Source organism: Agromyces sp. LHK192 (assembly GCF_004006235.1).
Taxonomy (GTDB): Bacteria; Actinomycetota; Actinomycetes; order Actinomycetales; family Microbacteriaceae; genus Agromyces.
Genome location: NZ_CP034753.1, coordinates 3,644,283 through 3,668,613, shown reverse-complemented (window position 1 = coordinate 3,668,613; position 24,331 = coordinate 3,644,283). Strand labels below are relative to the sequence as shown.

The following is a 24,331-nucleotide window of genomic DNA, read 5'->3' as shown; positions in this document are numbered from 1 at the left end:
GACAGGTACCCATCATGGCGAACCCCACGCTCACCCGTTCCGCGTCGGCCGGAACCGGCACCATCGCCGACTTCGACCGCACCACCTCGATCTGGGGACCGATCACCCTCGGCCTCGGATTCCTCGTCAGCCTCCTCGCCGCGCTGTTCATGGCATTCGGCACGGGGCTCGGCATCACCGCCGGCGAGTTCTGGACCGCGGTCCTCGCCGTCGTCGCCGTCTTCGGCGCAGTCGCCGTCTTCGAGCCGATCATGTACTACCCGATCCTCGGGAAGTCGGCGATGTACCAGGCCTTCATGATCGGGAACATCGGCAACAAGCTGCTGCCCGCGAGCATCATCGCCCAGAACCGCATCGGTGCGCAGCCGGGTACCAAGCGCGGCGAATTCGTCGCAGGCTCCGCCATCATCGGCGCGGTGGGCGTGCACATCGTCAGCCTCGTCGTGATCGTCGGCCTGCTCGGCACGTGGCTGCTCAGCCTCCTGCCGGCCGAGGTGATCGAGACCGTGCAGGCGTTCATCCTCCCCGCCGTGTTCGGCGCGATGGTGCCCCAGCTCGCGTCGCTGCTCATCAAGCCGAAGAAGACCGCCGAGGCCGAGGTCCAGGCGACCGCGGACGCCGGCGTGACCGACTGAAGGGGCCACCCGACGCCACGAACACCCACCGCACCGCCACGTCGACCTTCAGGAAGATACATCCATGAGCAACATCATCGAGACCATCGCCGCCGCGGCCGCCCAGGGCGTCACCGGCACCACGCCGACCGACCTCTCCGAGGAGTTCGTCGCCGAGCACGTCGAGATCTACCGCTACCTGCACGCGCACCCCGAGCTCTCGTCGAGCGAGGTCGAGACGGCGGCGACGATCACGCGCCGGCTCGAGGAGCTCGGACTCGAGCCGTTCGCGTGCGGGGGCACCGGCGTCGTCGCCGTGCTCCGCAACGGCGACGGGCCCGTGATCGCGTTCCGCGCCGACACCGACGGGCTGCCGATCCTCGAGCAGACCGGTCTGGAGTACGCGAGCACGGCGACGGGCATCCTGCCCTCCGGTGACGTCGCGCCCGTCATGCACGGCTGCGGCCACGACACGCATGTGACGGCCGCGCTCGGTGCTGCGCAGCTCCTGCTCGAGCGACGCGACGCGTGGAGCGGCACGGTCGTGTTCGTCTTCCAGCCGGCCGAGGAGACGGCCGCCGGCGCCCGGGCGATGCTCGCCGACGGGCTGTGGGAGCGGGCGCCGAAGCCCAGCGTCGTCCTCGCGCAGCACGTCGGCCCGATGCCCGAGAACCTGACGGCCCTCTCGGCGGGCCCGATGGCGATGCTCGCCGACTCCTGGCGCATCACCGTGCACGGCCGCGGGTCGCACGGCTCCATGCCCGAGACCTCGATCGACCCGATCGTCGCGGCGTCGGCGATGGTGCTGCGCCTGCAGACGATCGTCGCGCGCGAGCTGTCGCCCCGCACGCCCGCCGTCGTCACGGTGGGCACGTTCCACGCCGGCCTGAAGGAGAACATCATCCCGGCGTCCGCGGAGTTCACGGTGAACGTGCGCACCCCCGATGAGCAGACTCGCGACCAGGTGCTCTCCGCCATCCGCCGGATCGTGTCGGCCGAGGCCGTCGCCTCGAACGCGCCCGAGCCGACGATCGAGGAGATCAACAGCTTCCCGCGCCTCTACAACGATCCGGCGATGACCGCCCGGGTCGCCGCGGCGCTCGAGGCCGAGTTCGGCGTCGGGATGGTACTCGACGAGAAGCTCGGCATGGGGTCGGAGGACGCGGGCCTGCTCGGCGACGCGATCGACGTGCCGGTGGTGTTCTGGGGTTTCGGCAGCCTTCCGCTCACCGAGTTCGCGACGGGCGAACTGCCGGCCGCGAACCACTCGCCGTTCTTCAGGCCGAACGATCGCAGCGCCGTCGTCACGGGCACCCGCGCCGCGATGGCGGGCATCCTGTGCTTCGTCGGCAACCCGGCCGACTGACGGGACGACGTCCACGGCGGCGCATGGGACGATGAGCCCATGACCGACGTGCCCACGATCGACGCGCTCGACGAACTCGATCGTCGCATCGCCGCAGCCCTCGTGCAGGACGGACGCGCGCCGTGGCGGCGGATCGCCGCAGCCCTCGGCGAGCCGGAGCGCAGCGTCGCCCGGCGCGGCGCCCGCCTGCTCGACGACGGCATCGTGCGCGTGCTCGCGATCCCGAACCCGGTCTCGACGCTCGGCGCGCTGCCGCACACCCTCCGGGTCGCAGCCGCGCCGAACGACCTCGCCGAGGTGGCCGAGGCGCTGGCAGGCCGCGACGACGTGCCGTGGGTGTCGGTGCTGGCGACTTCCAGCGAGTGCATCGGCGAGGCGTACCTGCCGATCGGCGGCATGCCGGGATTCCTCGACGCCGTGCGCGGAATCCCGGGTGTGACCGGGTACCAGCTGGAGCCGATCACCCGCTACCGCCAGACCTCGTCGGGATGGCGGCCCGGTGTGCTGACCGCGGCCGAGCAGGCGTCGCTCCACGATCCCGGCGAGCACGCGGCGCTCTTCACCTCGGGCGAGGTCGATGTGGACGAGGGGGCGCTCGAACTCCTGCGGGCGCTGGCGCACGACGGTCGCGCCACCGCGGAGTCGGTCGCCCGTGCGCTGTCGATCACGAAGGCGACGGCCGGCAGCCGGATCGAGCGCGCCCGTACGCACGGGCAGATCTTCATCCGCGGGCTGGTCAGCCCGTTCATGCTCGGCTACCCCGTCGAGGCGCACATCCGGATCGAGCCCGGCCTGGCCGAACTCGATGCCGTCGCCGACGGTTTGACGGGGATGCCGCACACCCGGGTCTGCGCCGTCGCAGGGACCGGGGTGATCGCCAACCTCGTCGCGACGGATCCCGCCGACCTCGAGCGCATCCTGCGGGAGCTCGTCGACGCGCACCCGAGCGCAGAGCCCCTGCACGTCGATCTCGTCGCGCGGAGCCTGAAGCGCTCGGCAGTCAGGTTCTCGGACGAGCGCCCGGAGGCGGCGATGGGCGACGCATTGACCGAGCGCCTGCGTTCGGCCTGACGCGGGTCGCGTCCTACGACCCCGTGCCCGTGTAGGCCACGTGCACGGCGTCGATCCGTCCGTCGAGGGCGAACGGCATGCGGTCGGCGTAGGCGCGCGAGACCGCGCCGCCGTAGGCGCGGCCGATGTCGAGGCAGTCGTTCGCCGTGAACAGCAGCGGTGCGCTCACCGGCACGACGCCCGAGGCGATCTCGGTGCCGTCGGCGAGGATCGAGATCGCCAGCGGCCCGGCGGGTCTGGGCTCGACGAGCGTCGTGCGCACCTCCAGTTCGACGGAACCGGCGGGCAGCGGGGCATCCGCGGCGATGATGGTGCGCTGCACGAGGAACAGGTTGTATTCGTAGTGCATTACGCCGTCGACGAGGTAGGCGGTGAGCCCGCCGCCCGCTCCGCCGAGCTTGTAGAGCACGCCGTTCGCCTGCGCGTGCAGGTCGAGTCGCATGGTGACCGAGTTCGGCCGGTTGCCGAGGGCCGGGGCGCAGAATTCGGGGATGCGCACCGTCTCGCCCGTGAAGTCCCACGCGGTGTAGACCGGGCCCAACCGGTATTCCGGATGGAAGGCGGGGACCCAGAGCCCGCCGCCGACGGGCAGCACGTCGTTGCGCGCCGCCTCGATCGCGAAGAGCTCCTTCAGCTGGGCGACCTTCTCGGGGTGCTCGGCCGCGAGGTCGTGCGCCTGGCTCCAGTCCTCGTCGAGGTGGTAGAGCTCCCACCGGTCGGCGTCGGGCGTCCACGTCGCGAGGCCTGCGGGTGCGCCGGGCACCCACGGCAGCCGGGGCCCCGTCGCGCTCGCGATCCATCCGTCCTGGTAGATCGACCGGCTCCCCATGATCTCGAAGTACTGCACCCGGTGGCGGCCGTCGGCGGCCGCGTCGTCGATCGCGTAGGCGAAGCTCGTGCCGTCGATCGGATCCTGGGGGATGCCGTTCACGACCTCGGGATGCGGGATGCCGAGGATCTCGTAGACCGTCGGCGCGAGGTCGATGACGTGGTGGAACTGCGTGCGCGGCACCGGGTCGTGCGCGATCCTGCCCGGCCACTGCACGAACATCGGGTTCCGCGTGCCGCCGAGGTGGGAGGCGAGCAGCTTCATGCCCTGGTACGGGCTCGAGCCGGCCCACGCCCAGGCTGCGTGGTACTGGTTGTCGGTCGCGGGGGTGCCGAGCGCGTCGAGGCCGCCGAGCTCCTCGAGCGCCGCGAGGTGCTGGTCGACCGTGGTGGGGATCTGGTTCTGCGCGAGCAACTCGCTGATCGTGCCGTTCTGGCCCTCGCCCGACGACCCGTTGTCACCCCAGATGTAGACGATGATCGTGTCGTCGGCGTACCCGAGGCGGTCGAGCTCGTCGACGACCCGCCCGGCCTGCACGTCGGCGTGCTCGCCGAAGCCCGCGCACACCTCCATCAGTCGGCGCTGGAACGGGCGCTGGTGCTCCGGGATGTCGTCCCACGCCGCGAGGCTGTCGGGGCGCGTGGTGAGCTCGGCCGATTCCGGGATCCATCCGGCCGACTTGGCGCCGGCGAACGCCTGCTCGCGGTAGGCGTCCCAGCCGTCGTCGAATGCGCCGGAGTACCGGTCGGCCCACTCCTTCATGATGTGGTGGGGGCCGTGGATCGCGCCGGTGGCCCAGTACATCAGGAACGGCTTGTCGGGGGCGTTGGCGCGGTGTTCGCGGAGCCATCGGATAGCGTCGTCGGCGAGGTCCTCGCTGAGGTGGTAGCCCTCCTCAGGAGACTTGGGCGGGAGCACCGTGGTCGTGTTCCGGACCAGGTTCGGTTCGTACTGCGACGCCTCGCCGGCGAGGAACCCGTAGAAGTACTCGAACCCGTAGCCGGTGGGCCAGCGGTCGAACGGCCCGGCGGCGGTCGTCTCCTCTGCCGGGGTGTTGTGCCACTTGCCCCACGCGCCGGTCGAGTACCCGTACTGCCTGAGGACCTCGGCCATGGTGGCGCTCGAGGCGGGGATGTGGCCGGAGTAGCCGTCCCAGTCGTTCGCGAGTTCGGCGATCTGGCCGTTGCCGACTCGGTGGTGGTTGCGCCCCGTGAGCAGTGAGGCGCGCGTGGGCGAGCACATCGCGGTGGTGTGGAACCGGTTGAAGCCGATCCCGTTGGAGCGGATGCGGTCGAGCGTGGGCGTCTCGACGAGGCCGCCGAGCGGTTTCGGGAGCGCCGGCCCGGCGTCGTCGATGAGGATGACCAGGATGTTCGGGGCATGCTCGCCGAGGTGCTTCGTCGGCGGCAGCGGGGAGTACGTCGATTCGGCGAGCGTGCGACCGGCGAAGCTGCCCGACCGCTTCGGTGCGAACGGCAGGGTCCGCGCCGGCGGGAGCGGTTCGCCGATCACGGACTGCGACGGCTTCGATGCTTCGGCTGCAGGCATGTGCCGGATCCCCCAATCCACGGCCGCGGTGCGAGCGGCGGCCGCATTCAGCCTTTCGCCGCGGTCACGTGCCCGCCAACCCCCCGAACGGGTGACGTTGCTGACGGCGGCTCAGTTGTTTTGAGTGGTTCAAAACAACTGCTAGCGTGGATGCCATGAGCCAGAGGGATGCCGCAGCGCCCGCCGCCGCGGCCACGGCGCAGCCCGGCGAGCGCCTCCGGGCGGCCGGGCTCAAGGTCACGGCGCCGCGGGTGGCCGTACTCCACGCCGTGCACGACGGGCACCTCGACGCCGAGACCGTGCACGAACGCGTGGTCTCCGAGCAGCCCGGCGTCTCGCTCCAGTCGATCTACAACGTGCTCGGCGCCCTGACCGACGCAGGCCTGCTGCGTCGTATCGAACCCGCCGGCTCGCCGGCGCTCTACGAGAACCGCATCGGCGACAACCACCACCACGTCGTGTGCACCCGCTGCCGCGCGGTCGCCGACGTCGACTGCGTCGTCGGCCAGCCGCCGTGCCTCGCGCCGAGCGAAGCGAACGGCTTCGCCATCCACACCGCCGAGGTCACGTTCTGGGGCCTCTGCGGCGAGTGCAGATCCGCCGTCGAGGCATCCGACCTCGACGCCGCGACCCGGGCGACCGCCTGACCTGAACCGGTCGCGACGTTCGTCGCGACCGCCGCGAACGACCGCCCACCCGGGCGGTAATCGGCGTGCCCGCACGCCACTCCACCACGAAGGAAGAGGACGTATGACCGACTTCACGACGACGCAGACCGGCACCCCGGTCGCCAGCGACGCGCACTCCCTCACCGTGGGCGCCGACGGCGCCACCGTGCTCCACGATCGCTACCTGGTGGAGAAGCTCGCGCAGTTCAACCGCGAGCGCATTCCGGAGCGCATCGTGCACGCCAAGGGCGGCGGCGCGTTCGGCGAGCTCGTGATCACCGAGGACGTCTCGGCATACACCCGCGCGGCCGTGTTCCAGCCCGGCGCCACGAGCGAGACGCTGCTGCGGTTCTCGTCGGTCGCCGGCGAGATGGGCTCGCCCGACACGTGGCGCGACGTGCGCGGCTTCGCGCTGAAGTTCTACACGACCGAGGGCAACCTCGACATCGTCGGCAACAACACCCCCGTGTTCTTCATCCGCGACGCGATCAAGTTCCCCGACTTCATCCACTCGCAGAAGCGCCTCCCGGGCTCCGGCCTGCGCGACGCCGACATGCAGTGGGACTTCTGGACCCTCTCGCCCGAGTCGGCCCACCAGGTCACCTACCTGCTCGGCGACCGCGGCCTGCCGAAGTCGTGGCGGCACGTCAACGGCTACGGCTCGCACACCTACCAGTGGATCAACGCCGAAGGTTCGCGCTTCTGGGTGAAGTACCACTTCATCGCCCGCCAGGGCGTCGAGAACATCGAGGCGGCGGAGGCCGAGGCGATCGCCGGCGCCGACGCCGACTTCTACCGTCGCGACCTGTACGAGGCGATCGAGCGCGGCGAGTACCCGACGTGGGACGTCAAGGTGCAGGTCATGCCGTACGAGGAGGCGAAGACGTACCGCCACAACCCGTTCGACCTCACCAAGGTGTGGCCGCACGCGGACTACCCGCTGATCCCGGTCGGCCACTTCACGCTGAACCGCAACCCGCAGAACCACTTCGCCGAGATCGAGCAGGCCGCGTTCTCGCCGGCGAACCAGGTGCCCGGCACCGACATCAGCCCCGACAAGATGCTGATGGCCCGCGTGTTCAGCTACCCCGACGCCCAGCGGTACCGCGTCGGCACCAACTACAACCAGATCCCGGTGAACGCGCCGCACGCCGCACCGGTGCACAACTACTCGCAGGACGGCGCGCAGCGCCATGGCTTCAACTCGCCGTCGACGCCCGTGTACGCGCCGAACAGCTTCGGCGGCCCGCAGGCCGACGCCGCGCGCACGGCCGAGGGCTCGTGGGAGAACGACGGGGCGCTCGTGCGCGCCGCCGCGACCCTGCACGCCGACGACAGCGACTTCGGCCAGGCCGGCACGCTGTACCGCGACGTGTTCGACGCCTCGGCGAAGGCGCGGTTCCTCGAGACCCTGTCGGGTCAGGCGAACGCGATCACGATCGACGACATCCGCGAGCGCTTCTTCCAGTACTGGACGAACGTCGACGCACAGCTCGGCGCGTCGGTGCGCGAGGCGTACGCGGCCGGCGTGAACGCGGATGCCCCGCAGCAGCCCGAGGCCCAGGAGGACGCCGCCGCGTAAGCGCGTCCCCGCTGCACTCGATCGGATGCCCCGGGCGCGAGCCCGGGGCATCCGGCATCTGGGGATGCCCTGCGGAAGCCGGGCATCCGCTGTCAACCCGTCCGCCTCGTCTTGCGTCGCCGTGCGCGCTGCCGTGAACCTGAGGTGATGACACCGACCTGGCAGTCCTGGATCTCGTTCGCGGTCGCCGTCCTCGTGGTCGCCGCCGCCGTGGTCGCCGTCTCGGCGATCGTCTCGCTCATCGTCCGCAGCATCGCGCGCCGGAAGGAGTGGGCGGGCATCCTCATCCGGCGCACGCGATGGCCGTTCCGGTCGTTCCTGCTCGTGCTCGGCGTGTGGGCGGCGTTCACGGCGACCTTCCCGGAGTCGAGCTGGCTCCCCACGATGAACCACGTGTTCCTGATCGCGTCGATCGTCACCGGGGTATGGCTCGTCGCGCAGGGATTCCTGTTCCTCACCGACCTCGGGATGCGCCGCTACCGCATCGACGTCGCCGACAACCGCGACGCGCGGCGTGCCCGCACCCAGCTCGCGATCGTGCGACGGCTGGTCGTCGTGGCCCTCGTGATTCTCGCGATGGGACTCATCCTGTTCTCGTTCCCCGAGGTGCGCGCGCTCGGGGCATCCCTGCTCGCCTCGGCCGGCGTGGTCTCGATCATCGCGGGCCTGGCGGCGCAGTCGGTGCTCGGCAACCTCTTCGCGGGCGTGCAGCTCGCCTTCAGCGACGCGATCCGCGTCGACGACGTCGTGATCGTCGAGGAGGAGTGGGGCCGCATCGAGGAGATCACCCTGAACTACGTGGTCGTCGGGCTGTGGGACGACCGGCGGCTCGTGCTGCCGTGCACGTACTTCACGACGAAGCCGTTCCAGAACTGGACGCGCACGTCGAGCCATCTGCTCGGCTCGATCGAACTGGACCTCGACTGGCGCGTGTCGCCTGCCGAGCTGCGCGAGCACCTCGACGTCGTGCTCGAACGCACCGACCGGTGGGACGGCCGCGCCAAGGTGCTGCAGGTCACCGACGCGGTCGGCGGGTTCGTGCGCGTGCGGATCCTCGTGACCGCGGTCGACGCGCCCACGCTGTTCGACCTGCGCTGCGAGGTGCGCGAGGAGATGGTGCACTGGATCCAGCAGCACCAGCCCGATGCACAGCCGGCGCAGCGCGTGCTGCTGCCGGTGGGGGCGTCGGCCGGGCCGGGTGGACGCGCGGTGACGACCGAGGCAGGCGACTCGTCGGTCGCGCCCTCGAGGCGGCGCCCGGCGGCGAAGCAGCCCGCGCGATCGGATGCCTCGGCCGGCGGTGACGGCGCACGCGCGGGGCTGTTCACCGGAACCCCCGAGGCGGAGGAGCGTGCGCTGCAGTTCACCCAGGCGATCCCGATCGTGCGCGAGGACGAGGACGACGACGACCCGTACGGCGCCGAGGACGGTGTCGGCCGGCCACGGCGCGACGAGCGGTCGCGGATCGGGGACGCGAGCCCGGACGGGTCCTGACGCACGCTCCGGCATGGGCGCCCGTCAGCCGGCCGGCCGCGGTGGCAGGGGCGCCCGTCAGCCGGCCGCGGCGGGTTCCAGCTCGAAGCCGAGGATCGTGTTGATCGCGAGCACGATGAGCAGCGCATTGAAGAAGAAGCTCAGCGTGGTGTGCCAGATCACCGTCCAGCGCATGCGGCTGCTGGTGACCACGACATCCGACACCGAGAACGCGGTCGCGTTCGTGAACGCGAAGTACACGAAGTCGATGAGCGTCGGCTCCGGCGTCCGCGGGAACTCGAGCGGTGGCTCGCCGGCCGCCCGGTGGAATCTCGCGAAGTAGATCCGTGCCCACCCCCAGTGGAACAGGCACCAGGACACGAGCATCGCCCACACGGCGAAGAACTGGATGTAGCCGCCCCACTCGGGATCGTTGCGGAAGAGGAGGAGCTCGGTCGCCGCGAACACGCCGACGGCGGTCGACGAGAACGTGAGCACGCTCGCCGAGATCCTGATGACGGGATTGGAGAGGAACCGTCGGGCGCCCTGCCGGCCGGCGAGCCGCGGATGCCGCGCCACGACGTTGAGTGCGAGCATCGTGAGGACGAGGTAGCCGGTTCCGACGAGACACCAGGTCGCGAGCAACTCGGACTCGTCCTCGGTGAGGATGAACGCGATGCCGATGGCCACCAGCCAGAGCTGGAGCAACACGCCGACGGACTCGACGACGATCGCGCCGATCTCCGCCCCGCGCCGACGCGGGATCGCCTGGGTGCGCTCGTCGGTGCGCTGGTCCGTGCGCTCGTCCATCCCGCCTCCCCTCGGCCTTCGCGCGTCGCCGAGATCACGGCGCGGATTCCAGCCTGCCGCAGCGGGCGGGCGGAGGGGAAGGACGCGCCGGGCTACGCCTCGACGAGGCTGCGGCGGATGACGCTCGTGAAGAACGCGAGGCCGTCGACGCCCGAGCGCATCGCGGCGGGGGTGTCGGGACCGAAGCCGGGCTCGACCGCGTGCTCGGGGTGCGGCATGAGGCCGACGACGTTGCCACGCGCGTTGGTGATGCCGGCGATGTCGCGGAGGGACCCGTTCGGGTTCACGTCGACGTAGCGGAACGCCACGCGCCCCTCGCCCTCGAGCCGGTCGAGCGTCTCCTCGTCGGCGATGAAGCCGCCCTCGCCGTTCTTGAGGGGGATCGTGATCTCCTGGCCGGCCTCGAAACCGCTCGTCCAGGCCGTCTCGGCGTTCTCGACGCGCAGGACCTGGTCGCGGCAGATGAACGCGCCGTGGTCGTTGCGGATCAGGCCGCCCTCGAGCAGGTGCGCCTCGACGAGCATCTGGAACCCGTTGCAGATGCCGAGCACCGGCATCCCGGAGTTCGCCGCATCGACGACCTCGGTCATGATCGGGCTGAGCGAGGCGATCGCGCCGCAGCGCAGGTAGTCGCCGTAGCTGAAACCACCGGGCAGGATCAGCGCGTCGACGCCGTCGAGGTCGTGCGAGCCGTGCCAGAGCGCGACGGGCTCGCCGCCCGCGAGCCGCACGGCGCGCTGCGCGTCGCGGTCGTCGAGCGAGCCGGGGAAGGTGATGACGCCGATGCGCACGGCGGGCCTCAGTGGGTCTCGCCGGCGGGGGCCGGGAAGCCGTCGGATGCCTCGGCGGAGGCCGCGGTCTCCTCGACCAGCTCGGCGTTCGTGACCTCGTAGTGGATGCCCACGACGTCCTCGATGACCTGGTTGGAGAGGATGTCCTCCGCGATCTCGCGCACCTGCGCGCGGAGCGCGTCGTCGACCGGCCCGTCGACGGTCAGCTCGAACCGCTTGCCGACGCGGACGGCGCTGATGCCGCTCCGGCCGGTGCGGGCCAGCGCGCCGGCGACCGCCTTTCCCTGGGGGTCGAGCAGCTCGGCCTTGGGCATCACGTCGACGACGATGGTGGGCACCGCGGTTTCTCCGTCCGGTGTCGAGGGGATGGGGATGCCTCGATTCTATCCGGCGTCGGAGGGTCGGCGTACCGTGCGCCTCCGGCGTCCTCCTCGACGGGTCGCGCTGCGGTGTCGGCCGGTTCGGGGCCGTGGCGAGATTGCCCGCCTGATCCTCCGCATGTATTATTCCGATCGGAATAGTTCGATCGGAATCATGCAGGAGGGAGCACGATGGCAGACCGCACGGCGATACCCGAGCCGACGCAACCCACGCAGCTCACACCGCTCGCGCTCGCCGCGCTCGCGCTGCTCGCCGAGCGTGAGATGCATCCGTACGAGATGTTCCAGCTCATGCAGCTCCGGCGTGAGGAGCGGGTCGTCAAGGTCAACGCCGGTTCGCTGTACCGCGCGGTCGAGCGGCTCGACCGCGACGGCCTGATCGAATCGACCGCGATCGAGCGCGACGGCAACCGGCCCGAACGCACCGTCTACCGCGTGACGGATGCCGGACGCGACGCGATGCTCGAGAACCTCGCCGCGCTCCTGAGCGCCTGGCGCAACGAGTACCCGTCGTTTCCGCTCGCGATCGGCGGCGCCCACCACCTGCCGCTCCCCGAGGTGATCGACCTGCTCGAGCAGCGCCGGGCCTCGATCGCCGAATGGCTCGACGTCCTCGACACGTCGCGTCGCGTCGTCGCCGAGAAGGGCGTCCCGCGCCGGTTCGTCCTCGACATCCACTACCTGCGCGCCATGATCGCGGCCGAGGACGACTGGCTCGCGGGCCTGCTCGTCGAACTCCGGGCCGGCGACATCGACTGGCCGGCGCCACCCCGGAAGGAAACATGAACCCCACCGCCGAACGCACTCCCTGGCCCGCCCTCTGGGCGCTCGTCATCGGGTTCTTCATGATCCTCGTGGACTCCACGATCGTCTCGATCGCGAACCCCGCGATCCTGAAGGACCTCGACGCCGACCTCACCGCCGTCATCTGGGTCACGAGTGCGTACCTGCTCGCGTACGCCGTGCCGCTGCTCATCACCGGGCGCCTCGGCGACCGCTTCGGACCGAAGAACCTCTACCTCGTCGGACTCGCGGTGTTCACGCTCGCGTCGCTGTGGTGCGGGTTCTCGGGCAGCATCGAGATGCTCATCGCCGCCCGCGCCGTGCAGGGCCTCGGCGCCGCGCTGATGACGCCGCAGACCATGGCGGTGATCACCCGGATCTTCCCGCCCGACCGCCGCGGTGCCGCCATGGGACTCTGGGGTTCGGTCGCCGGCATCGCCGCGCTCGTCGGCCCCATCCTCGGCGGCGTCCTCGTCGACTCGCTCGGCTGGGAGTGGATCTTCTTCGTGAACGTGCCGGTCGGCGTGATCGGCTTCATCCTCGCGATGCGGTTCGTGCCGTCGCTGCCGACGCACTCGCACCGGTTCGACTGGCTCGGCGTCGTGCTCTCGGCGGTCGGCATGTTCCTGCTGGTCTTCGGCATCCAGGAGGGCGACACGTACGACTGGGGCACCATCGTCGGGCCGATCAGCGTCTGGAGCCTGATCATCGCCGGCATCGTGGTGCTCGTCGGCTTCGTCGTGTGGCAGCGGTTCAACCGGGCCGAGCCGTTGCTGCCGCTCAGCCTGTTCCGCGACCGGAACTTCTCGCTCTCCGCGGTCGGCATCAGCCTCGTCGGCCTCGCGATGACCTCGTTCCCGCTGCCGCTCGCGTTCTACTTCCAGATCGCGCGCGGGCTCGACCCGACGCAGGCCGCGCTGATGCTCGCCCCGATGGCGGTCCTGGCCTTCGTGATGGCGCCCATCATCGGCAAGCTCAACGACCGTTTCGACGCGCGCTGGTTCGCGGTGCCCGGGTTCCTGCTCGTCGCCGCATCGCTCGCGCTGTACGCGCTGCTGCTCACCCCCGACCAGCCGTTCTGGCTGCTGCTCATCCCGTCGGCGCTGCTCGGCATCGGCCAGTCGGGCATCTGGGCGCCGCTGTCGTCGACCGCGACGCGGAACCTTCCGCCGGCTCAGGCCGGCGCGGGAGCCGGCGTCTACAACATGACCCGACAGGTCGGGTCGGTGCTGGGGTCGGCGGCCATCGCGTCACTGCTCAACGCGCGCCTCGCGGCCGAGCTGCCGGGCTTCGACGCGTCGGCGGCCCAGCAGGGCGCGGGCGGGTCCGCCGGGGCGTTGCCGCCCGCGGTCGCCGACGGATTCAGCACCGCGATGAGCCAATCGCTCGTGCTCGCGATCGCGGCGTTCGTGGTGGGCGCGGTCGTCGTCGCCTGCTTCGCCAAGCCGAAGGTCACGGTCGCCTGGGGCGCCGCCGCGGGAGACGCGGTCGTGGGCGACGCGGTGAGGTCGGGCGGCCCGTCAGCCGAGCCGCCGCAACCTCAGGAGCGCATCACCGCTTGAAGACCGCGCGGACGATGACGCCGATGCCGACCAGTGCGGCAGCGCCCACGGCGATCACGAGCGCCGGGTTCTCCCGGTACTTCCGCTGCACGAACGTGATGCCGTCGCCGGCGACGTCGCGGCCCTTGTCGATGAAGTCGCCGAGCTGGTCGCCGCCGTCGCCGAAGGCGTCCTTCGCGGCGGAGCCGAACCGGTCGGCGTACTCCTTCGCGGTGCCGGCGGCGTCATCGATCGCCGCCTTCGCCGAGTCCGCAGCGTCCGATACCGCCGCCTTGGCCTTCTCGGTCAGGTCCGCAGCCGTGTCCTGCGCCTTGTCGGCGAGATCGGAGACCTTGGCCTTCGCGTCGTCCGCCGCGTCGGCGACGGCGTCCTTGCTGCGATCGAATGCCTCGTCGGCGGCGTCGGCCGTCTTCGATGCGGTGCTCTTCGCGTTCGCGGACGCTCGTTTCGCCGAGCTCGAGACCTTCTTCGCGACGTCGTCGGATGCCTGCTTCGCCGCGGACACGGCATCGCCGACGGCGTCGGCTGCGCCGTCGGCGGCGGATTCCGCAGCGCCGCCCGCCCGATAGGCCGCCTTGCGAGCGGCTTCGGTCGCCTCGTCGATGATGTCGTCGTCGTTCGCCATGCGTCCACCCTCTCGATCGGTGCGGGCCCCCGTCGACCCGTACGTCCGCTCGCCGACCCGTACGTGGTGTCGAGCCGTACTTCGTGTCGAGCTGTTCTTCGTGTCGAGCCGGCTCGTCGGTGCGATCCGGCCCGTCGGTGTGTCGGTTTCTCGGTCGGTGGCCAGCCTACGTCGGGCCGCCGCCGCCGCAGAAGGGGAAGGCGCGGGGTTGCCGTGCGACGGGCGCGGTGGTAGCGCGCGCGAGTGAGCACGGGGGCACCGGGGCGTGCTGGCGTGCTCGGGTGCGCGCGTTCCGATGCATTCCTGCGCGCTCCGGACGGGCGGTGTTCAGAACGGCGGCCGCGCGTGATCGTGATGGTGTGGGGAGGCGGGCGTTGGCGTTTCCATGTCGCGCGGTGGACCGGGCGGCACTCCGTGACCCGTATCGCCGTGACGTACTGAACGTCGGACGGCTGGGTGGGTGCGGTGTCGTCGTCCGGTCGGTGACCGCCACTCGAGGGCGCCGTCGTAGTCGCCGCCGGCGCCGTAGCCGTCGTCGGTTGCGCGCCTGACCGTCCAGGAGGTCTCGTGCTTGAGGTGGTGATGGTGCGGGCAGAGCAGGGCGAGGTTGTCGTGGGTGGTGGTTCCGCCGTCGGCCCAGTCGTGGGTGTGGTCGAGGTCGCAGGTGCGGGCGGCGCGGTTGCAGCCGGGGAAGCGGCAGGTCTCGTCGCGCAGCCGGACCCATCGGATGAGGTCTGCGGGTGGCCGGTAGCTGGTGCGGTCGACGTCGAGCACGGTGCCCGTGACGGGGTGGGTCAGGATGCGCGTGAAGGACGGCGCGTGCGCGGCGAGCCTGCGGGCGGTGTCGGGGTCGATCGGGCCGTATCCGTCGAGGTGTCCGGGTTGGTCGCCGCCGAGGAGGGTGAGGACCGGGACGGTGACCGCGACGGTGGGGCTGATCGGAACCGGGCTGATCGGGCCTGGTACTGCGCCCATGGGCGCGCCGAGGAGGAGGTCTCGGGCGACGTCGGCGCGGGTCTGGTCGAGCGTGCGGGGTTCGTCGCCGGGCTCGAGGAGACTCCGGGCGGTGCGGTCGATCCGGTCGTGGGCGAGCAGGGCGTCGGCCGCAGGCAGGTGCAGGTGCAGCCAGGCCATGCCATCGCGGGCGGGTTCGAGCTCGACCCGGCGTTCGGCTGCCGCGTGCCGATGCCGTTCGGCAGCGGTCTCGGCGAGGAGCGCTTCGCGGGAGCGACGTGCGTCACGACGCAGCTTGGCGACGGTGACGGTCGCCGCGAGTTCGGCGAGGGCGGTGTCGAGCTCCGCGGCGATGGAGTCATCGTCGACACCGTCGACCGCCTCGATGATGACGCGGGCGTGCGCGAGCGCGAACGCGCCGCGGCTCATCGCCCGGAAGGTCGCGGGCAGCCGGGTGGTGAGCACCCAGGCGTCGGACGCGAGGCGTTGCACGGTGCGTTCGGGCAGGCGCATCGCGGTCGCGAACTCCGCGATCACCGCCCGGATCGCGAGGTCGCGTCGCCGCTCGGACGAGAGCCGGGGGGACGTGAACGCGTCGGATGCGGCGACCGCGTGATCCATCGCGAGGCGAAGCAGTTGAACCTGTACGGCGGCGTGCATCGCCTCGATGCACAGCGCCGCGGCGGCCGCGTCGACCAGGTCGGACAACGTGTCCGCCGCCCGGGCGTAGTCACTTCGATCGTCGAGTCGGCCGGCCTGCTGCACCCGGACTGCACCCGGGCGAACGTGCGCCCCGACCGGCGGGTCCAGCGTCGTGACGGCGACTTCGGGCATACCCTCAGCCTACCGGAATTCGAACGTATGTTCGAGTGGAATCCATGATCCGCGAGTTCTGCAGCTCCAGTCCAGCGGCGCAGGCCACAGCGATGCGGGCGCGATCGATATCTATTGACTTTCGATTGATTTCCATCGAAAGTCGATGCATGGATCTCGAGCTCCCGCGTCCCTCCCTCGGCCTCGTCATCGCCACGCAGGTGCTGCTCGGCCTCCTGTTTCTCATCGGGGTCGCGGCGATCGTGCTGCTGCCGGGGATATCCGAGGGTCTCGCGGACATGTTCCCGGAGTTCACCGACCTGCGTGCGCCGCTGCTCGCCGTCGCGATCGCGATCATCGTGCTGGCGCTCATCACGCTCGCGATGATCTCCTTGCTCGTTCACCGCATCCACCGCGGTGCGGTCCTCACCCGGTCGTCGCTGCTGTGGGTCGATGTGATCATCGCCACGCTCGCCTGCGGGGTGATCCTGGTGATCACCGGGATCGTGCTGATCGGCAACGCGCAGGCGGGTGGACCGTTCATCGGCCTCGTCCTCGTGACGACCTGCCTGATCCTGGTCGCGCTCGGGTGCATCAGCCTCGTGCTGCGTTCGCTGCTGCGACGCGCGACCCTGTTGAGCCGCGAACTGGAAGAGGTCGTCTGATGGCGATCCGCATCTCGATCGACCGCCTGCTCGTCGAACGCGGGATGAGCGTCGGCGACTTCGCCGACGCGATCGGCATCACGCCGGCGAACGTCGCCGTGCTCAAGAACGGTCGGGCCAAGGCCGTGCGGTTCTCCACCCTCGACGCGATTTGCCGGGTGCTCGACTGCCAACCCGGCGACCTCCTCCACTACGACGAATGACTCAACGAATCCGATCAGGTCCCCGGGAAGCCGTCCGAGAATCGACCGTGACGGGCCCGCAATGAGTGGGCCGATCATGGAACTCTCAGGGGAGGACGCCCGTGCCGCCCTCCGTGTCGAGGTCGTCGCCGTTGTTCGAAGCGACCAGGAAACGAGCTGGGATGTCACGCTCCACTCGCTCGCGAACTCGGAGCCGATCGCTCACGATGTCGTCAACCTCCACGGGCAAGGGCTGTCGGTGATCACCGAGTACGTCGACGTGATGATCGCGCGTGTGGGCCTGCGTCGTGCGACTGAGCTTGCCCCGACGCGTCCCTCCGGCCGGCTCGCCGCTCGCCTGGAGCAGTCGGCCTAACCGTCGTCAGGGAGCGATTCGCGGTCGAGCCCCGCGCCCGAGCTCTGCCCAGGTTCCGCGGTTCGGCGGACTCTCTGACTGGCACGCGCCAGGGTCGAGGTGACGCGAGCGCTTCGACCGCTGCGCGACCGGAGAGGGTCGGACCAGATGATCGGGGTCGAACGACGCCCGTGCGTCAAGGTCGACGCCGGGCTCACGCCTGCGCGCGAGCGAGACTGATTCGGCAACGCTCGGGGCCAGCCTCTTGTAGCAACCCCACAACGAATCGCGCGCCACGGCTGAAGAACCCTCGCCTTCTCACGGACTTTCAATCCGGCGCTGTCGCACGGCGCCGGGCCCTTGTTACATTCGGCCCGCTCCCGGCCCCCACCCGATCACGGCGCGTCGACGATGTCGCGCCGCAGGCGAACCACAGCACCCGACCCGACGATCGGCGGCACCCCGCGAGCTCCCTTCACCGCGCCCGACCACGGGCCCACCCACTGGAGTGCTCAATGACGAGTTCGAGAACGCGTAGTTCGAGTTCCGCCGCCCACGCGCACGGCATCGGCATGCGCATCGCCGTGATCGTGCTCAGCTGCCTGCTGGCCGCGATGATCACGCTGTACGTCGCGACGACCGCGAAGATCGCAGACGGCGCCTCGCAGCTCGGCGCCGGCACGACGAAGGTCGATGACGGCTCCCACGAACTCGCGTTGGGCGCAGCGACCCTCAGCGAGGGCGCCGGCGCGCTGGCCGACGGTGCCGCCGACCTCGACGAGGGCGCCGCCGACGCGGATGCCGGTGCCGCGAAGCTCGTCTGGGGTGCGCAGTCCGCCTCCGCGGGCGCCGGCTCGCTGGCATCCGGCGCGTCGTCGCTGGCGCTCGGCGCGTCGTCGGCGGCATCCGGTGCGGCCGACCTCAGCTCCGGTGCCGCGACCGCCGCGGGCGGTGCCGCCGACGTGAGTGCCGGTGCGACTCGCCTGGTCGGTGGTGTCGGCACGCTGTTGGAGAAGGCGGGCGAGGCGGCGACCGGTGGCGCGACCCTCGCCAAGGGCGTCGCCGGAGCGGATGCCTACGCCAAGGGCGTTCTCGGCGGGGCGACGACGTTCCGCTCGACGCTCGACGCCGAGATCGCCGAGAACAAGCTGTCGGAACTCGCGCAGGCCGGGCCGACGCTCGAGTCGACCGCCGGATCGGCGACGGCGGCTGCAGCGAAGCTCGCGGACGACCTCGCTGCACTGGTGCCCGCGACGCCCGGAGAGGGAGCGCCGCCTGCGCCGCCCGTGACGATCGATGCCGCCACGCTCGCCGCTCTGGCCGGGCTCGCTGCCCGCGTCGAAGGCGGCCTCGGCGCCCTTGCGCCGTACGCCGTGGGTTCGCCGGCGCTCGCGCAGGGCGCGCTCGACGCTGCCGCGGGCGCAGCCCGGATCGAGGCCGGAGTCGGCGCGATCGTCGGCGGCGACCCGTCGAAGGGGTGGCCCGGAACCGTCGCCCTCGTCGACCCCGCGGAGGGTGCCCCCGCCCTCGCCGCCGGCCTCGGCCAGCTGCGCGACGGCGTCGGCGAGCTGTCGGCGAAGTCGCAGGAGCTCGCGGCGGGCGCCGGCAAGGTCTCGGCCGGCACCGAACGGCTCGCGACGGGTGCCGCCACGCTCGACTCGGGCGTACAGCGTCTCGACGCCGGCGCGGCGCGCCTGAACGATGGCGCCGCGAACCTCGCGACCGGCACGTCGAACCTGTCGACCGGCGCCACTTCGCTGGCCGCGGGCCTCACGAAGCTGTCCGACGGCGCGGGCGACCTCGCCGAGGGCTCGGCGCAGCTGGCCGCCGGTTCGACCGAACTCTCGGCCGGCTCGACCGACCTCGCCGACGGCACGTCGCAGCTGGCGGCCGGCTCCTCCGAGCTCGAGGACGGCGCGAAGGGCGTGGTGCCCGCGCTCGTGCCGTGGATGCTCGGCATCCTCCTCGCCGGCCTCATCGCGATCGGCTTCTGGATCGGGCACCGGGTGAACCACCGCACCCGGGTGCGGCAGTTCGCCACCGCGTAGGCGGACTGCTCGAGGCCACCGCGCCGTCCCCTACCAGGAGGGGACGGCGCGGTCGTCGTCGTCGTCGAGCTCCGCGCGCTACCCCAGACCGGCGCGCTCCGCGAGCACCTCCCGCAGCACGTCGCGCGTGGCCGACATGCCGCGATGCACTTCTTCGAAGCTCGTCGACAGCGGCGAGAGGCCGATGCGCAGCCCGCCGGGATCGCGGTAGTCGGGGATCACGTCGCGCTGCCACAGCCTGACCGTGACCTCGCGCATCGCGTCGTGGTGCAGCGTCACGTGCCCACCACGGAGCGCGGGGTCGCCCGGTGACGCGAGCGTCACGCCGTGCGGTGCCAGCCACGCCTCGTTCAGTTCGATCGCATACTGCGTCAGCGCGACCGACTTGGCGCGGATCGCGGCCATGCCGGCATCCTCGATCATCGCGAGCGTCTCCTCCATCGGCAGCATCGCGACGATGGGCGAGGTGCCCGACAGGAACCGGCGGATGCCGGGCACCGGCTCGTACTCGGGACCCATCGTGAACTGGTCGGCGGTGCCGAACCAGCCCTGGATGGGCTGGGTCAGCACCCGTTGCAGGTCTTCGCGGACGTACGCGAAGGCGGGGGCGCCGGGCCCTCCGTTGAGGTACTTGTACGTGCATCCGACGGCGAGGTCGAATCCCCAGATGTCCGCGTGGATCGGCACCGAGCCGGCCGAGTGGCAGAGGTCCCACAGGATGAGGGCCCCGGCGTCGTGCGCGATGCGCGTGAGTTCAGGGGCATCCGCCAGGTACGCCGACCGGTAGGCGACGTGCGAGAGCACCACCAGCGCGGTCTCGGGCCCGGTGACGGATGCCAGCTGCTCCGGCGTGACACCCGAGTCGAGGTCCACGTCGATCCAGCGCAGCCGCAGGCCGCGCTCGCGGGCGATGCCGTCGAGGACGTACCGATCGGTGGGGAAGTTGTCGGTGTCGAGCACGATCTCGCGTCGCGCCGGGTCGCGTGCGACCTGCGCGTCGACGGCGGCGCGCGCGAGCTTGTACAGGAGGACCGTCGTCGAGTCGCCGATGACGGTCTGGCCGGCCTTCGCCGCGATGACGGCGCGTCCGATGCGGTCGCCGATCTCGGTCGGCAGTTGCAGCCAGGCCTCGTCCCAGCCGCGGATGAGCCGGTCGCCCCAGTCCCCGGTCATGAACCGCTGCATCCGCTCGATGGCGCTCACCGGCGGCCGGCCGAGCGAGTTGCCGTCGAAGTAGACCAGGTCGGTGTCGTGGCCGTGGAACCGTTTGCGGTAGTGGGCGAGGCCGTCGGCGCGGTCCATCCGGCGGGCGTAGGCGAGCAGCGGGTCGAGCGTCATCGGTCGATCGGTTCCAGTTCTTCGGCGGGCAGGATCACGGCGGTCGCGAGCCAGGAGGGCAGGTCGGCGAGGGCCGCGGGCGGGTCGCCGGGGACGAATGCGGCCAGGCCGTCGAGCAGCCAGTCGTCGCGGGACGCGGCGGGCCAGGGCGCGACGAGCGCGTCGACGAGGTCGGATGCCCCGAGCCCCGCCGCGACCATGCCGTCGAGCTCGCCCGCGGAGACGCCGACCGGGAGGTCGCCGTTGCCGAGGTCGGTGCCGTAGAGCACGGTGCCGCCTGCCGCGTGGAAGCGCGCGAGGTTCGAGACGGCGCGACCGAACGCCCCGGTGTCGGTGTCGGTGTCGGCGCCGGCGTCGTCGCGCGCGTGGAGGTGCAGGGTCGTGATCCACGCCTGCCCAGCGCGTGCGGCGCGGTCGACCAGTTCGTCGGGCAGTTCCTCGGTCCACGGCGTGTGCACGAGCACGTCGGCGCCCGCCTCGATCGCGAGCGCGGCCATGCCGTCTCCCTCGGCGTGCACCGCGACCGGGAGCCCGCGCTCGCGCGCGGCCCGGATCACCGCATCGATCGTCGCCCGGTCGAGTACGGGGCCCGCGTCGGCGTTGCAGGCGACCTTGACGACGGATGCCCCGAATCGCGCCTGCTCGTCCACCGCGAGTTCGACCGCGTCGGGCAGGGACGCGGTGGGGTGGGCCGGTGCGCCGACCTGGAAGATCTCGCGCAGCGCCCCCTCGGGCAGCCATGACCTGCCGGCGGGGTATCCGCCGGGCGCGGTGAGGAACTGCCCCGCGTAGCGCAGGCGCGGCAGCCCGCCCGCCGCCGCGGTGCGGGCGAGCACGGCCGGGTTCGCACCGAGGTCGACGACGCCCGCGATGCCGTGCGCGGCGAGGCCGGAGGTCGCGATCAGCTCGAGGTGCACGTGGTGATCGATGAACGGCGGGAAGGCCACCCCGTGCTCACCGGGATGGGCGCCGTTCAGCGACCGGCGCACCGGCCGGGCATGCGGGCCGAGGTCGAGCTCGGTGTCAGCGTCGGGGAGGGGCATCCGTCATCCCGGGATCTCGGTGCGGACCGCGTAGAGCTCGGGGAAGAACGTGAGCTCGAGCGCGCGCTGGAGGAACGAGGCCCCGCTCGACCCACCGGTTCCGGTCTTGTTGCCGATGATGCGCTCGACCGTCTTGAGGTGCCGGAACCGCCAGAGCTGGAAATTGTCCTCCAGGTCGACGAGTTCCTCGCAGGTCTCGTACGCGGCCCAGTGCTGGCTCGTGTCCGCGTAGATCGCGGTGAACACCGGCACCAGGTCCTCGCGGAACGTCCAGGCCAGCGAGACGTCGCGGTCGAGCACGTCTTGCGGGATCGGGTACCCCGCTCGGGCCAGCAGCCGCAGGAACTCGTCGTAGAGGCTCGGCTCCTCGAGCGCTCGGGTGAGCATCGCGGTGGCGTGCGGGTCGGACTCGAACACCTGGAGCATCCGCCGGTTCTTGTTGCCGAGCACGAACTCGACCGCGCGGTACTGGTACGACTGGAACCCGCTCGCGTTGCCGAGCACGCCGCGGAACTGCGCGTACTCGGCAGGCGTCAGCGTGGCGAGGACCGACCACTGCTCGGTGAGCGTCTTCTGGATGTGCTTCACGCGCGCGATGCACTTCAGCGCCGGCGCGAGTTCGTCTTCGCGGAGCAGCCGACAGGCGGTCGAGAGTTCGTGCAGCACGAGCTTCAGCCAGAGCTCCGTCGTCTGGTGCTGCACGATGAAGAGGAGCTCGTCGTGGTGCTCGGGCCGGGAGATGGGCCGCTGCGCGGCGAGCAGGGTGGCGAGGTCGAGGTAGCCGCCGTAGCTCATCCGGTCGCTGAAGTCGGTGACGACGGATGCCTCGATGTCGCGCGTGTTCGCGTGGACGCCGGGGCTGGGCTCGGTGCTCGTGTCGGTGTTGTCGGCCACGGCTCCACCCTACGCGCGGTGCCCCGGGAGAGGTGGGTGCCCGGGGCGGCGGGTGCCCGGAGACGTGGGTGCCCCGGAGACGTGGGTGGGTGCGCCCCACGAAGGGTGAGAGGTGGGTGCGGTGGGCGCCCCCTGCCGTCGAACGGCACTCGCCCACCGCACCCGGGCTCGCCCCCCAGCGAACCCAGACGTCCCGCCGTTCGGGGAATCGGAACGTCTCTTCCGAATGGTACCTCCCGGATGCGCGAAATGCTCAGAAGAGCAGCCATCTGACCGCCGCGCGGCTGAGCGAGTATCCTCGCGAGATGAGCTCCGCGACCTCAACCCGACGCGATGCTCGGCGGAACCACGAGCGCCTCCTGACCGAGGCCCGGGCGCTCTTCGCCGAACGAGGCATCGATGCGCCCCTCGACGAACTGGCGACCCGCGCCGGCGTCGGCGCCGGTACCGTGTATCGGCACTTCCCGAACCGAGCCCACCTCCTCCGCGAGATTTACGACGACGCGATCGAGATGTTCGAGCGCCTCGCACCCGAGATCGCCGACGCCCCGACCGGATGGCGCGGGATCGAACTGCTCCTCGAACGGCTCAGCGAATGGGTGGCGGCGACTCCGTACCTGCCCGACCTGATGCGCCGGGTCGCCGAAGACGACCCCGAGCACAAGCCCGGCCTCCGGTTCGAGGAGGCGCTCGAGGCGGTCGTCGCGCGCGCCAAGGCGGAGGGCAGCCTTCGCCCGGACGTCGAGGGCGTCGACCTGAACATGCTGGTCAACATGCTCGGCTCGATCGGGCGCTTCGGCGGCGACTACCTGCCGTACTGGCGTCGCCAGCTCGCGATCGTGATCGACGGCCTGCGTGCGCGGCCCGACCTCGAGTTGCTGCCCGAGCCGCCGCAGTCGTTCACCGAGTTCCACGACATGGCGCACCGGCAGGCGACCGGCGCACCCGTCGGCGACTGATTCTCGGCGGGTCGGGCGTCAGCCCGCGGCGCGCACCTCGATGAGGTTCGACCACGGGTCGTCGAACGCCAACGTGCGGCCGTCGTCGCGGCCGGCGACGCCGTGGTGCGACATCCGCTCGCCGAGTTCGCCGAGGTCGTCTGCCGAGGGAACCACGATCTCGACCTTGCCGAGCCCGAGGGCGAGCTGTCGCCGCCCCGCGCCGGCGCTGCCCCACGTGTTCATCGCCATGTGGTGGTGGTAGCCGCCCGCCGAGACGAACAGGGCCTGCGACCCGAACTCGGCGGTCGTCTCGAAGCCGAGTCGGTCGACGTAGAACTCGCGTGCGCTCGCCACGTCGCCCACCGAGAGGTGGACGTGGCCGACGATGGCGTCGCCCAGACGGGCAGTGCCACCGGATGCCTCGGACGCCGCGGTCGCACCCGCCTCGGTCAGGTGGTCGCGGAGGTATCCGTTGGGGTCGAGGAAGTTCGTCGCCATCTCGACCCGGCCGTGCGCCCAGCTCCAGGTGCTGCGCTCGCGGTCGAAGTACAGTTCGACGCCGTTGCCCTCGGGATCGTTGAAGTAGAACGCCTCGCTGACCAGGTGGTCGGCGCTCCCGGTGAACGTCCCCGCGTAGCGCGACGCCACCGAGAACAGCGCGGTCGCGAGCGCCTCGCGCGAGTCGAAGAGGATCGCGGTGTGGTAGAGCCCGGCATCGCGCGGCGAGGCATGGCGCAACTCGGGCGCGTGCTCGAGGATCACGACCGGGGTCGCCCCACGGCCCAGCACCGCCACCGCGCCGTCCTGGCGCAGCAGGTCGAGCGTCACGCCGTCGCGGTAGTACCGGATCATCGCGTCGAGGTCGGCGACGCGCAGCGTCACCGCACCCATGCCGGTGTCGGCGGCGAGGAGGTCGGGGCGCCGGCGCTCCGGCGAATCAGTTGTAGTCACAAGTAATCCAACCTCGCCCTCGTGCGCGGTATTCCGGTTCGGGTC

23 protein-coding genes are annotated in these 24,331 nt (G+C 71.2%); 13 read left to right on the top strand and 10 right to left on the bottom strand.

All coding sequences use genetic code 11. From position 1 onward, the window contains the following. Positions 1-14: 14 nt before the first annotated feature. The 3 genes from ELQ40_RS16685 to ELQ40_RS16675 all read left to right on the top strand — a co-directional run bounded on the left by ELQ40_RS16685 (position 15) and on the right by ELQ40_RS16675 (position 3,051). On the top strand, positions 15-635 hold the full coding sequence (locus ELQ40_RS16685; protein ID WP_127794699.1) for a hypothetical protein: 621 nt from the start codon (positions 15-17) through the stop codon (positions 633-635). Between the two features lie 64 nt (positions 636-699). Then, positions 700-1,980, top strand: a complete 1,281-nt coding sequence (locus ELQ40_RS16680) for an amidohydrolase (protein ID WP_127794698.1) — start codon at positions 700-702, stop codon at positions 1,978-1,980. Positions 1,981-2,019: 39 nt separating this feature from the next. Beyond that, entirely contained in the window at positions 2,020-3,051 is a 1,032-nt protein-coding gene (locus tag ELQ40_RS16675; RefSeq protein ID WP_127794697.1) for an Lrp/AsnC family transcriptional regulator, read from the top strand. Positions 3,052-3,064: 13 nt separating this feature from the next. Here the strand turns inward: ELQ40_RS16675 and ELQ40_RS16670 are convergent, their stop codons facing one another. Next, complete coding sequence (locus ELQ40_RS16670; protein ID WP_127794696.1) at positions 3,065-5,428, bottom strand: arylsulfatase; 2,364 nt, start codon at positions 5,426-5,428, stop codon at positions 3,065-3,067. A gap of 155 nt (positions 5,429-5,583) precedes the next feature. Here ELQ40_RS16670 and ELQ40_RS16665 point away from each other — a divergent pair, with 155 nt between their 5' ends. The 3 genes from ELQ40_RS16665 to ELQ40_RS16655 all read left to right on the top strand — a co-directional run bounded on the left by ELQ40_RS16665 (position 5,584) and on the right by ELQ40_RS16655 (position 9,172). Next, positions 5,584-6,075, top strand: a complete 492-nt coding sequence (locus ELQ40_RS16665; protein ID WP_127794695.1) for a Fur family transcriptional regulator — start codon at positions 5,584-5,586, stop codon at positions 6,073-6,075. Positions 6,076-6,178: 103 nt separating this feature from the next. Further along, positions 6,179-7,678, top strand: a complete 1,500-nt coding sequence (locus tag ELQ40_RS16660; protein ID WP_127794694.1) for a catalase — start codon at positions 6,179-6,181, stop codon at positions 7,676-7,678. Between the two features lie 147 nt (positions 7,679-7,825). Continuing rightward, positions 7,826-9,172 carry a mechanosensitive ion channel family protein gene (locus ELQ40_RS16655; protein ID WP_127794693.1) on the top strand — a complete coding sequence of 449 codons (1,347 nt, stop codon included), beginning with the start codon at positions 7,826-7,828 and terminating at the stop codon, positions 9,170-9,172. 57 nt (positions 9,173-9,229) lie between these two features. Here ELQ40_RS16655 and ELQ40_RS16650 read toward each other — a convergent pair whose 3' ends face one another. The 3 genes from ELQ40_RS16650 to purS all read right to left on the bottom strand — a co-directional run bounded on the left by ELQ40_RS16650 (position 9,230) and on the right by purS (position 11,090). Then, on the bottom strand, positions 9,230-9,961 hold the full coding sequence (locus ELQ40_RS16650; protein WP_127794692.1) for a DUF1345 domain-containing protein: 732 nt from the start codon (positions 9,959-9,961) through the stop codon (positions 9,230-9,232). Between the two features lie 92 nt (positions 9,962-10,053). Beyond that, complete coding sequence (gene purQ, locus ELQ40_RS16645; RefSeq protein ID WP_127794691.1) at positions 10,054-10,752, bottom strand: phosphoribosylformylglycinamidine synthase subunit PurQ; 699 nt, start codon at positions 10,750-10,752, stop codon at positions 10,054-10,056. An 8-nt stretch (positions 10,753-10,760) separates the two neighbouring features. Then, a complete protein-coding gene (gene purS / locus ELQ40_RS16640) occupies positions 10,761-11,090 on the bottom strand; it encodes a phosphoribosylformylglycinamidine synthase subunit PurS (RefSeq protein WP_164863678.1) in 330 nt (109 codons plus the stop codon). A gap of 213 nt (positions 11,091-11,303) precedes the next feature. On the opposite strand from purS, the gene ELQ40_RS16635 reads away from it, so the two are divergent. Both ELQ40_RS16635 and ELQ40_RS16630 read left to right on the top strand, forming a co-directional pair. Continuing rightward, a complete protein-coding gene (locus tag ELQ40_RS16635) occupies positions 11,304-11,918 on the top strand; it encodes a PadR family transcriptional regulator (RefSeq protein ID WP_127794690.1) in 615 nt (204 codons plus the stop codon). Beyond that, positions 11,915-13,477, top strand: a complete 1,563-nt coding sequence (locus tag ELQ40_RS16630) for a DHA2 family efflux MFS transporter permease subunit (RefSeq protein WP_127794689.1) — start codon at positions 11,915-11,917, stop codon at positions 13,475-13,477. Before ELQ40_RS16635 ends, ELQ40_RS16630 begins: the two co-directional genes overlap by 4 nt. Here the strand turns inward: ELQ40_RS16630 and ELQ40_RS16625 are convergent. Together ELQ40_RS16625 and ELQ40_RS16620 are read right to left on the bottom strand one after the other, a co-directional pair. Further along, the gene (locus ELQ40_RS16625) at positions 13,467-14,102 is read right to left on the bottom strand and encodes a hypothetical protein (RefSeq protein ID WP_127794688.1); all 636 of its coding nucleotides are present in this window, start codon (positions 14,100-14,102) and stop codon (positions 13,467-13,469) included. The two genes, ELQ40_RS16630 and ELQ40_RS16625, sit on opposite strands and share 11 nt — an antisense overlap. A gap of 327 nt (positions 14,103-14,429) precedes the next feature. After that, positions 14,430-15,890, bottom strand: a complete 1,461-nt coding sequence (locus ELQ40_RS16620; RefSeq protein ID WP_127794687.1) for an HNH endonuclease signature motif containing protein — start codon at positions 15,888-15,890, stop codon at positions 14,430-14,432. A 44-nt stretch (positions 15,891-15,934) separates the two neighbouring features. Between ELQ40_RS16620 and ELQ40_RS16615 the strand changes: the two genes are divergently transcribed. The 4 genes from ELQ40_RS16615 (at position 15,935) to ELQ40_RS16600 (ending at position 19,119) form a co-directional block, all read left to right on the top strand. After that, complete coding sequence (locus ELQ40_RS16615; RefSeq protein WP_127794686.1) at positions 15,935-16,534, top strand: DUF2975 domain-containing protein; 600 nt, start codon at positions 15,935-15,937, stop codon at positions 16,532-16,534. Then, on the top strand, positions 16,534-16,737 hold the full coding sequence (locus ELQ40_RS16610) for a helix-turn-helix transcriptional regulator (protein WP_127794685.1): 204 nt from the start codon (positions 16,534-16,536) through the stop codon (positions 16,735-16,737). The genes ELQ40_RS16615 and ELQ40_RS16610 overlap by 1 nt, the downstream gene beginning before the upstream one ends. 76 nt (positions 16,738-16,813) lie before the next feature. Continuing rightward, complete coding sequence (locus ELQ40_RS16605) at positions 16,814-17,092, top strand: hypothetical protein (RefSeq protein WP_127794684.1); 279 nt, start codon at positions 16,814-16,816, stop codon at positions 17,090-17,092. 551 nt (positions 17,093-17,643) lie between these two features. Then, positions 17,644-19,119, top strand: a complete 1,476-nt coding sequence (locus ELQ40_RS16600) for a hypothetical protein (RefSeq protein WP_164863677.1) — start codon at positions 17,644-17,646, stop codon at positions 19,117-19,119. Between the two features lie 78 nt (positions 19,120-19,197). Here ELQ40_RS16600 and ELQ40_RS16595 read toward each other — a convergent pair whose 3' ends face one another. Genes ELQ40_RS16595 through kynA form a run of 3 tightly spaced genes read right to left on the bottom strand, consistent with a single transcriptional unit; the run spans position 19,198 to position 22,394 of the window. Next, on the bottom strand, positions 19,198-20,457 hold the full coding sequence (locus ELQ40_RS16595) for a kynureninase (RefSeq protein ID WP_127794682.1): 1,260 nt from the start codon (positions 20,455-20,457) through the stop codon (positions 19,198-19,200). Then, on the bottom strand, positions 20,454-21,500 hold the full coding sequence (locus ELQ40_RS16590; protein ID WP_127794681.1) for a hypothetical protein: 1,047 nt from the start codon (positions 21,498-21,500) through the stop codon (positions 20,454-20,456). The genes ELQ40_RS16595 and ELQ40_RS16590 overlap by 4 nt, the downstream gene beginning before the upstream one ends. Before the next feature lie 3 nt (positions 21,501-21,503). Then, complete coding sequence (kynA, locus tag ELQ40_RS16585; RefSeq protein ID WP_127794680.1) at positions 21,504-22,394, bottom strand: tryptophan 2,3-dioxygenase; 891 nt, start codon at positions 22,392-22,394, stop codon at positions 21,504-21,506. 305 nt (positions 22,395-22,699) lie between these two features. Here kynA and ELQ40_RS18865 point away from each other — a divergent pair, with 305 nt between their 5' ends. After that, complete coding sequence (locus ELQ40_RS18865; RefSeq protein WP_164863676.1) at positions 22,700-23,353, top strand: TetR/AcrR family transcriptional regulator; 654 nt, start codon at positions 22,700-22,702, stop codon at positions 23,351-23,353. 18 nt (positions 23,354-23,371) lie between these two features. Here the strand turns inward: ELQ40_RS18865 and ELQ40_RS16575 are convergent, their stop codons facing one another. Next, positions 23,372-24,226 (bottom strand): VOC family protein, encoded by an 855-nt coding sequence (locus ELQ40_RS16575; RefSeq protein WP_127795373.1) that lies wholly within the window; start codon positions 24,224-24,226, stop codon positions 23,372-23,374. Positions 24,227-24,331: the final 105 nt, after the last annotated feature.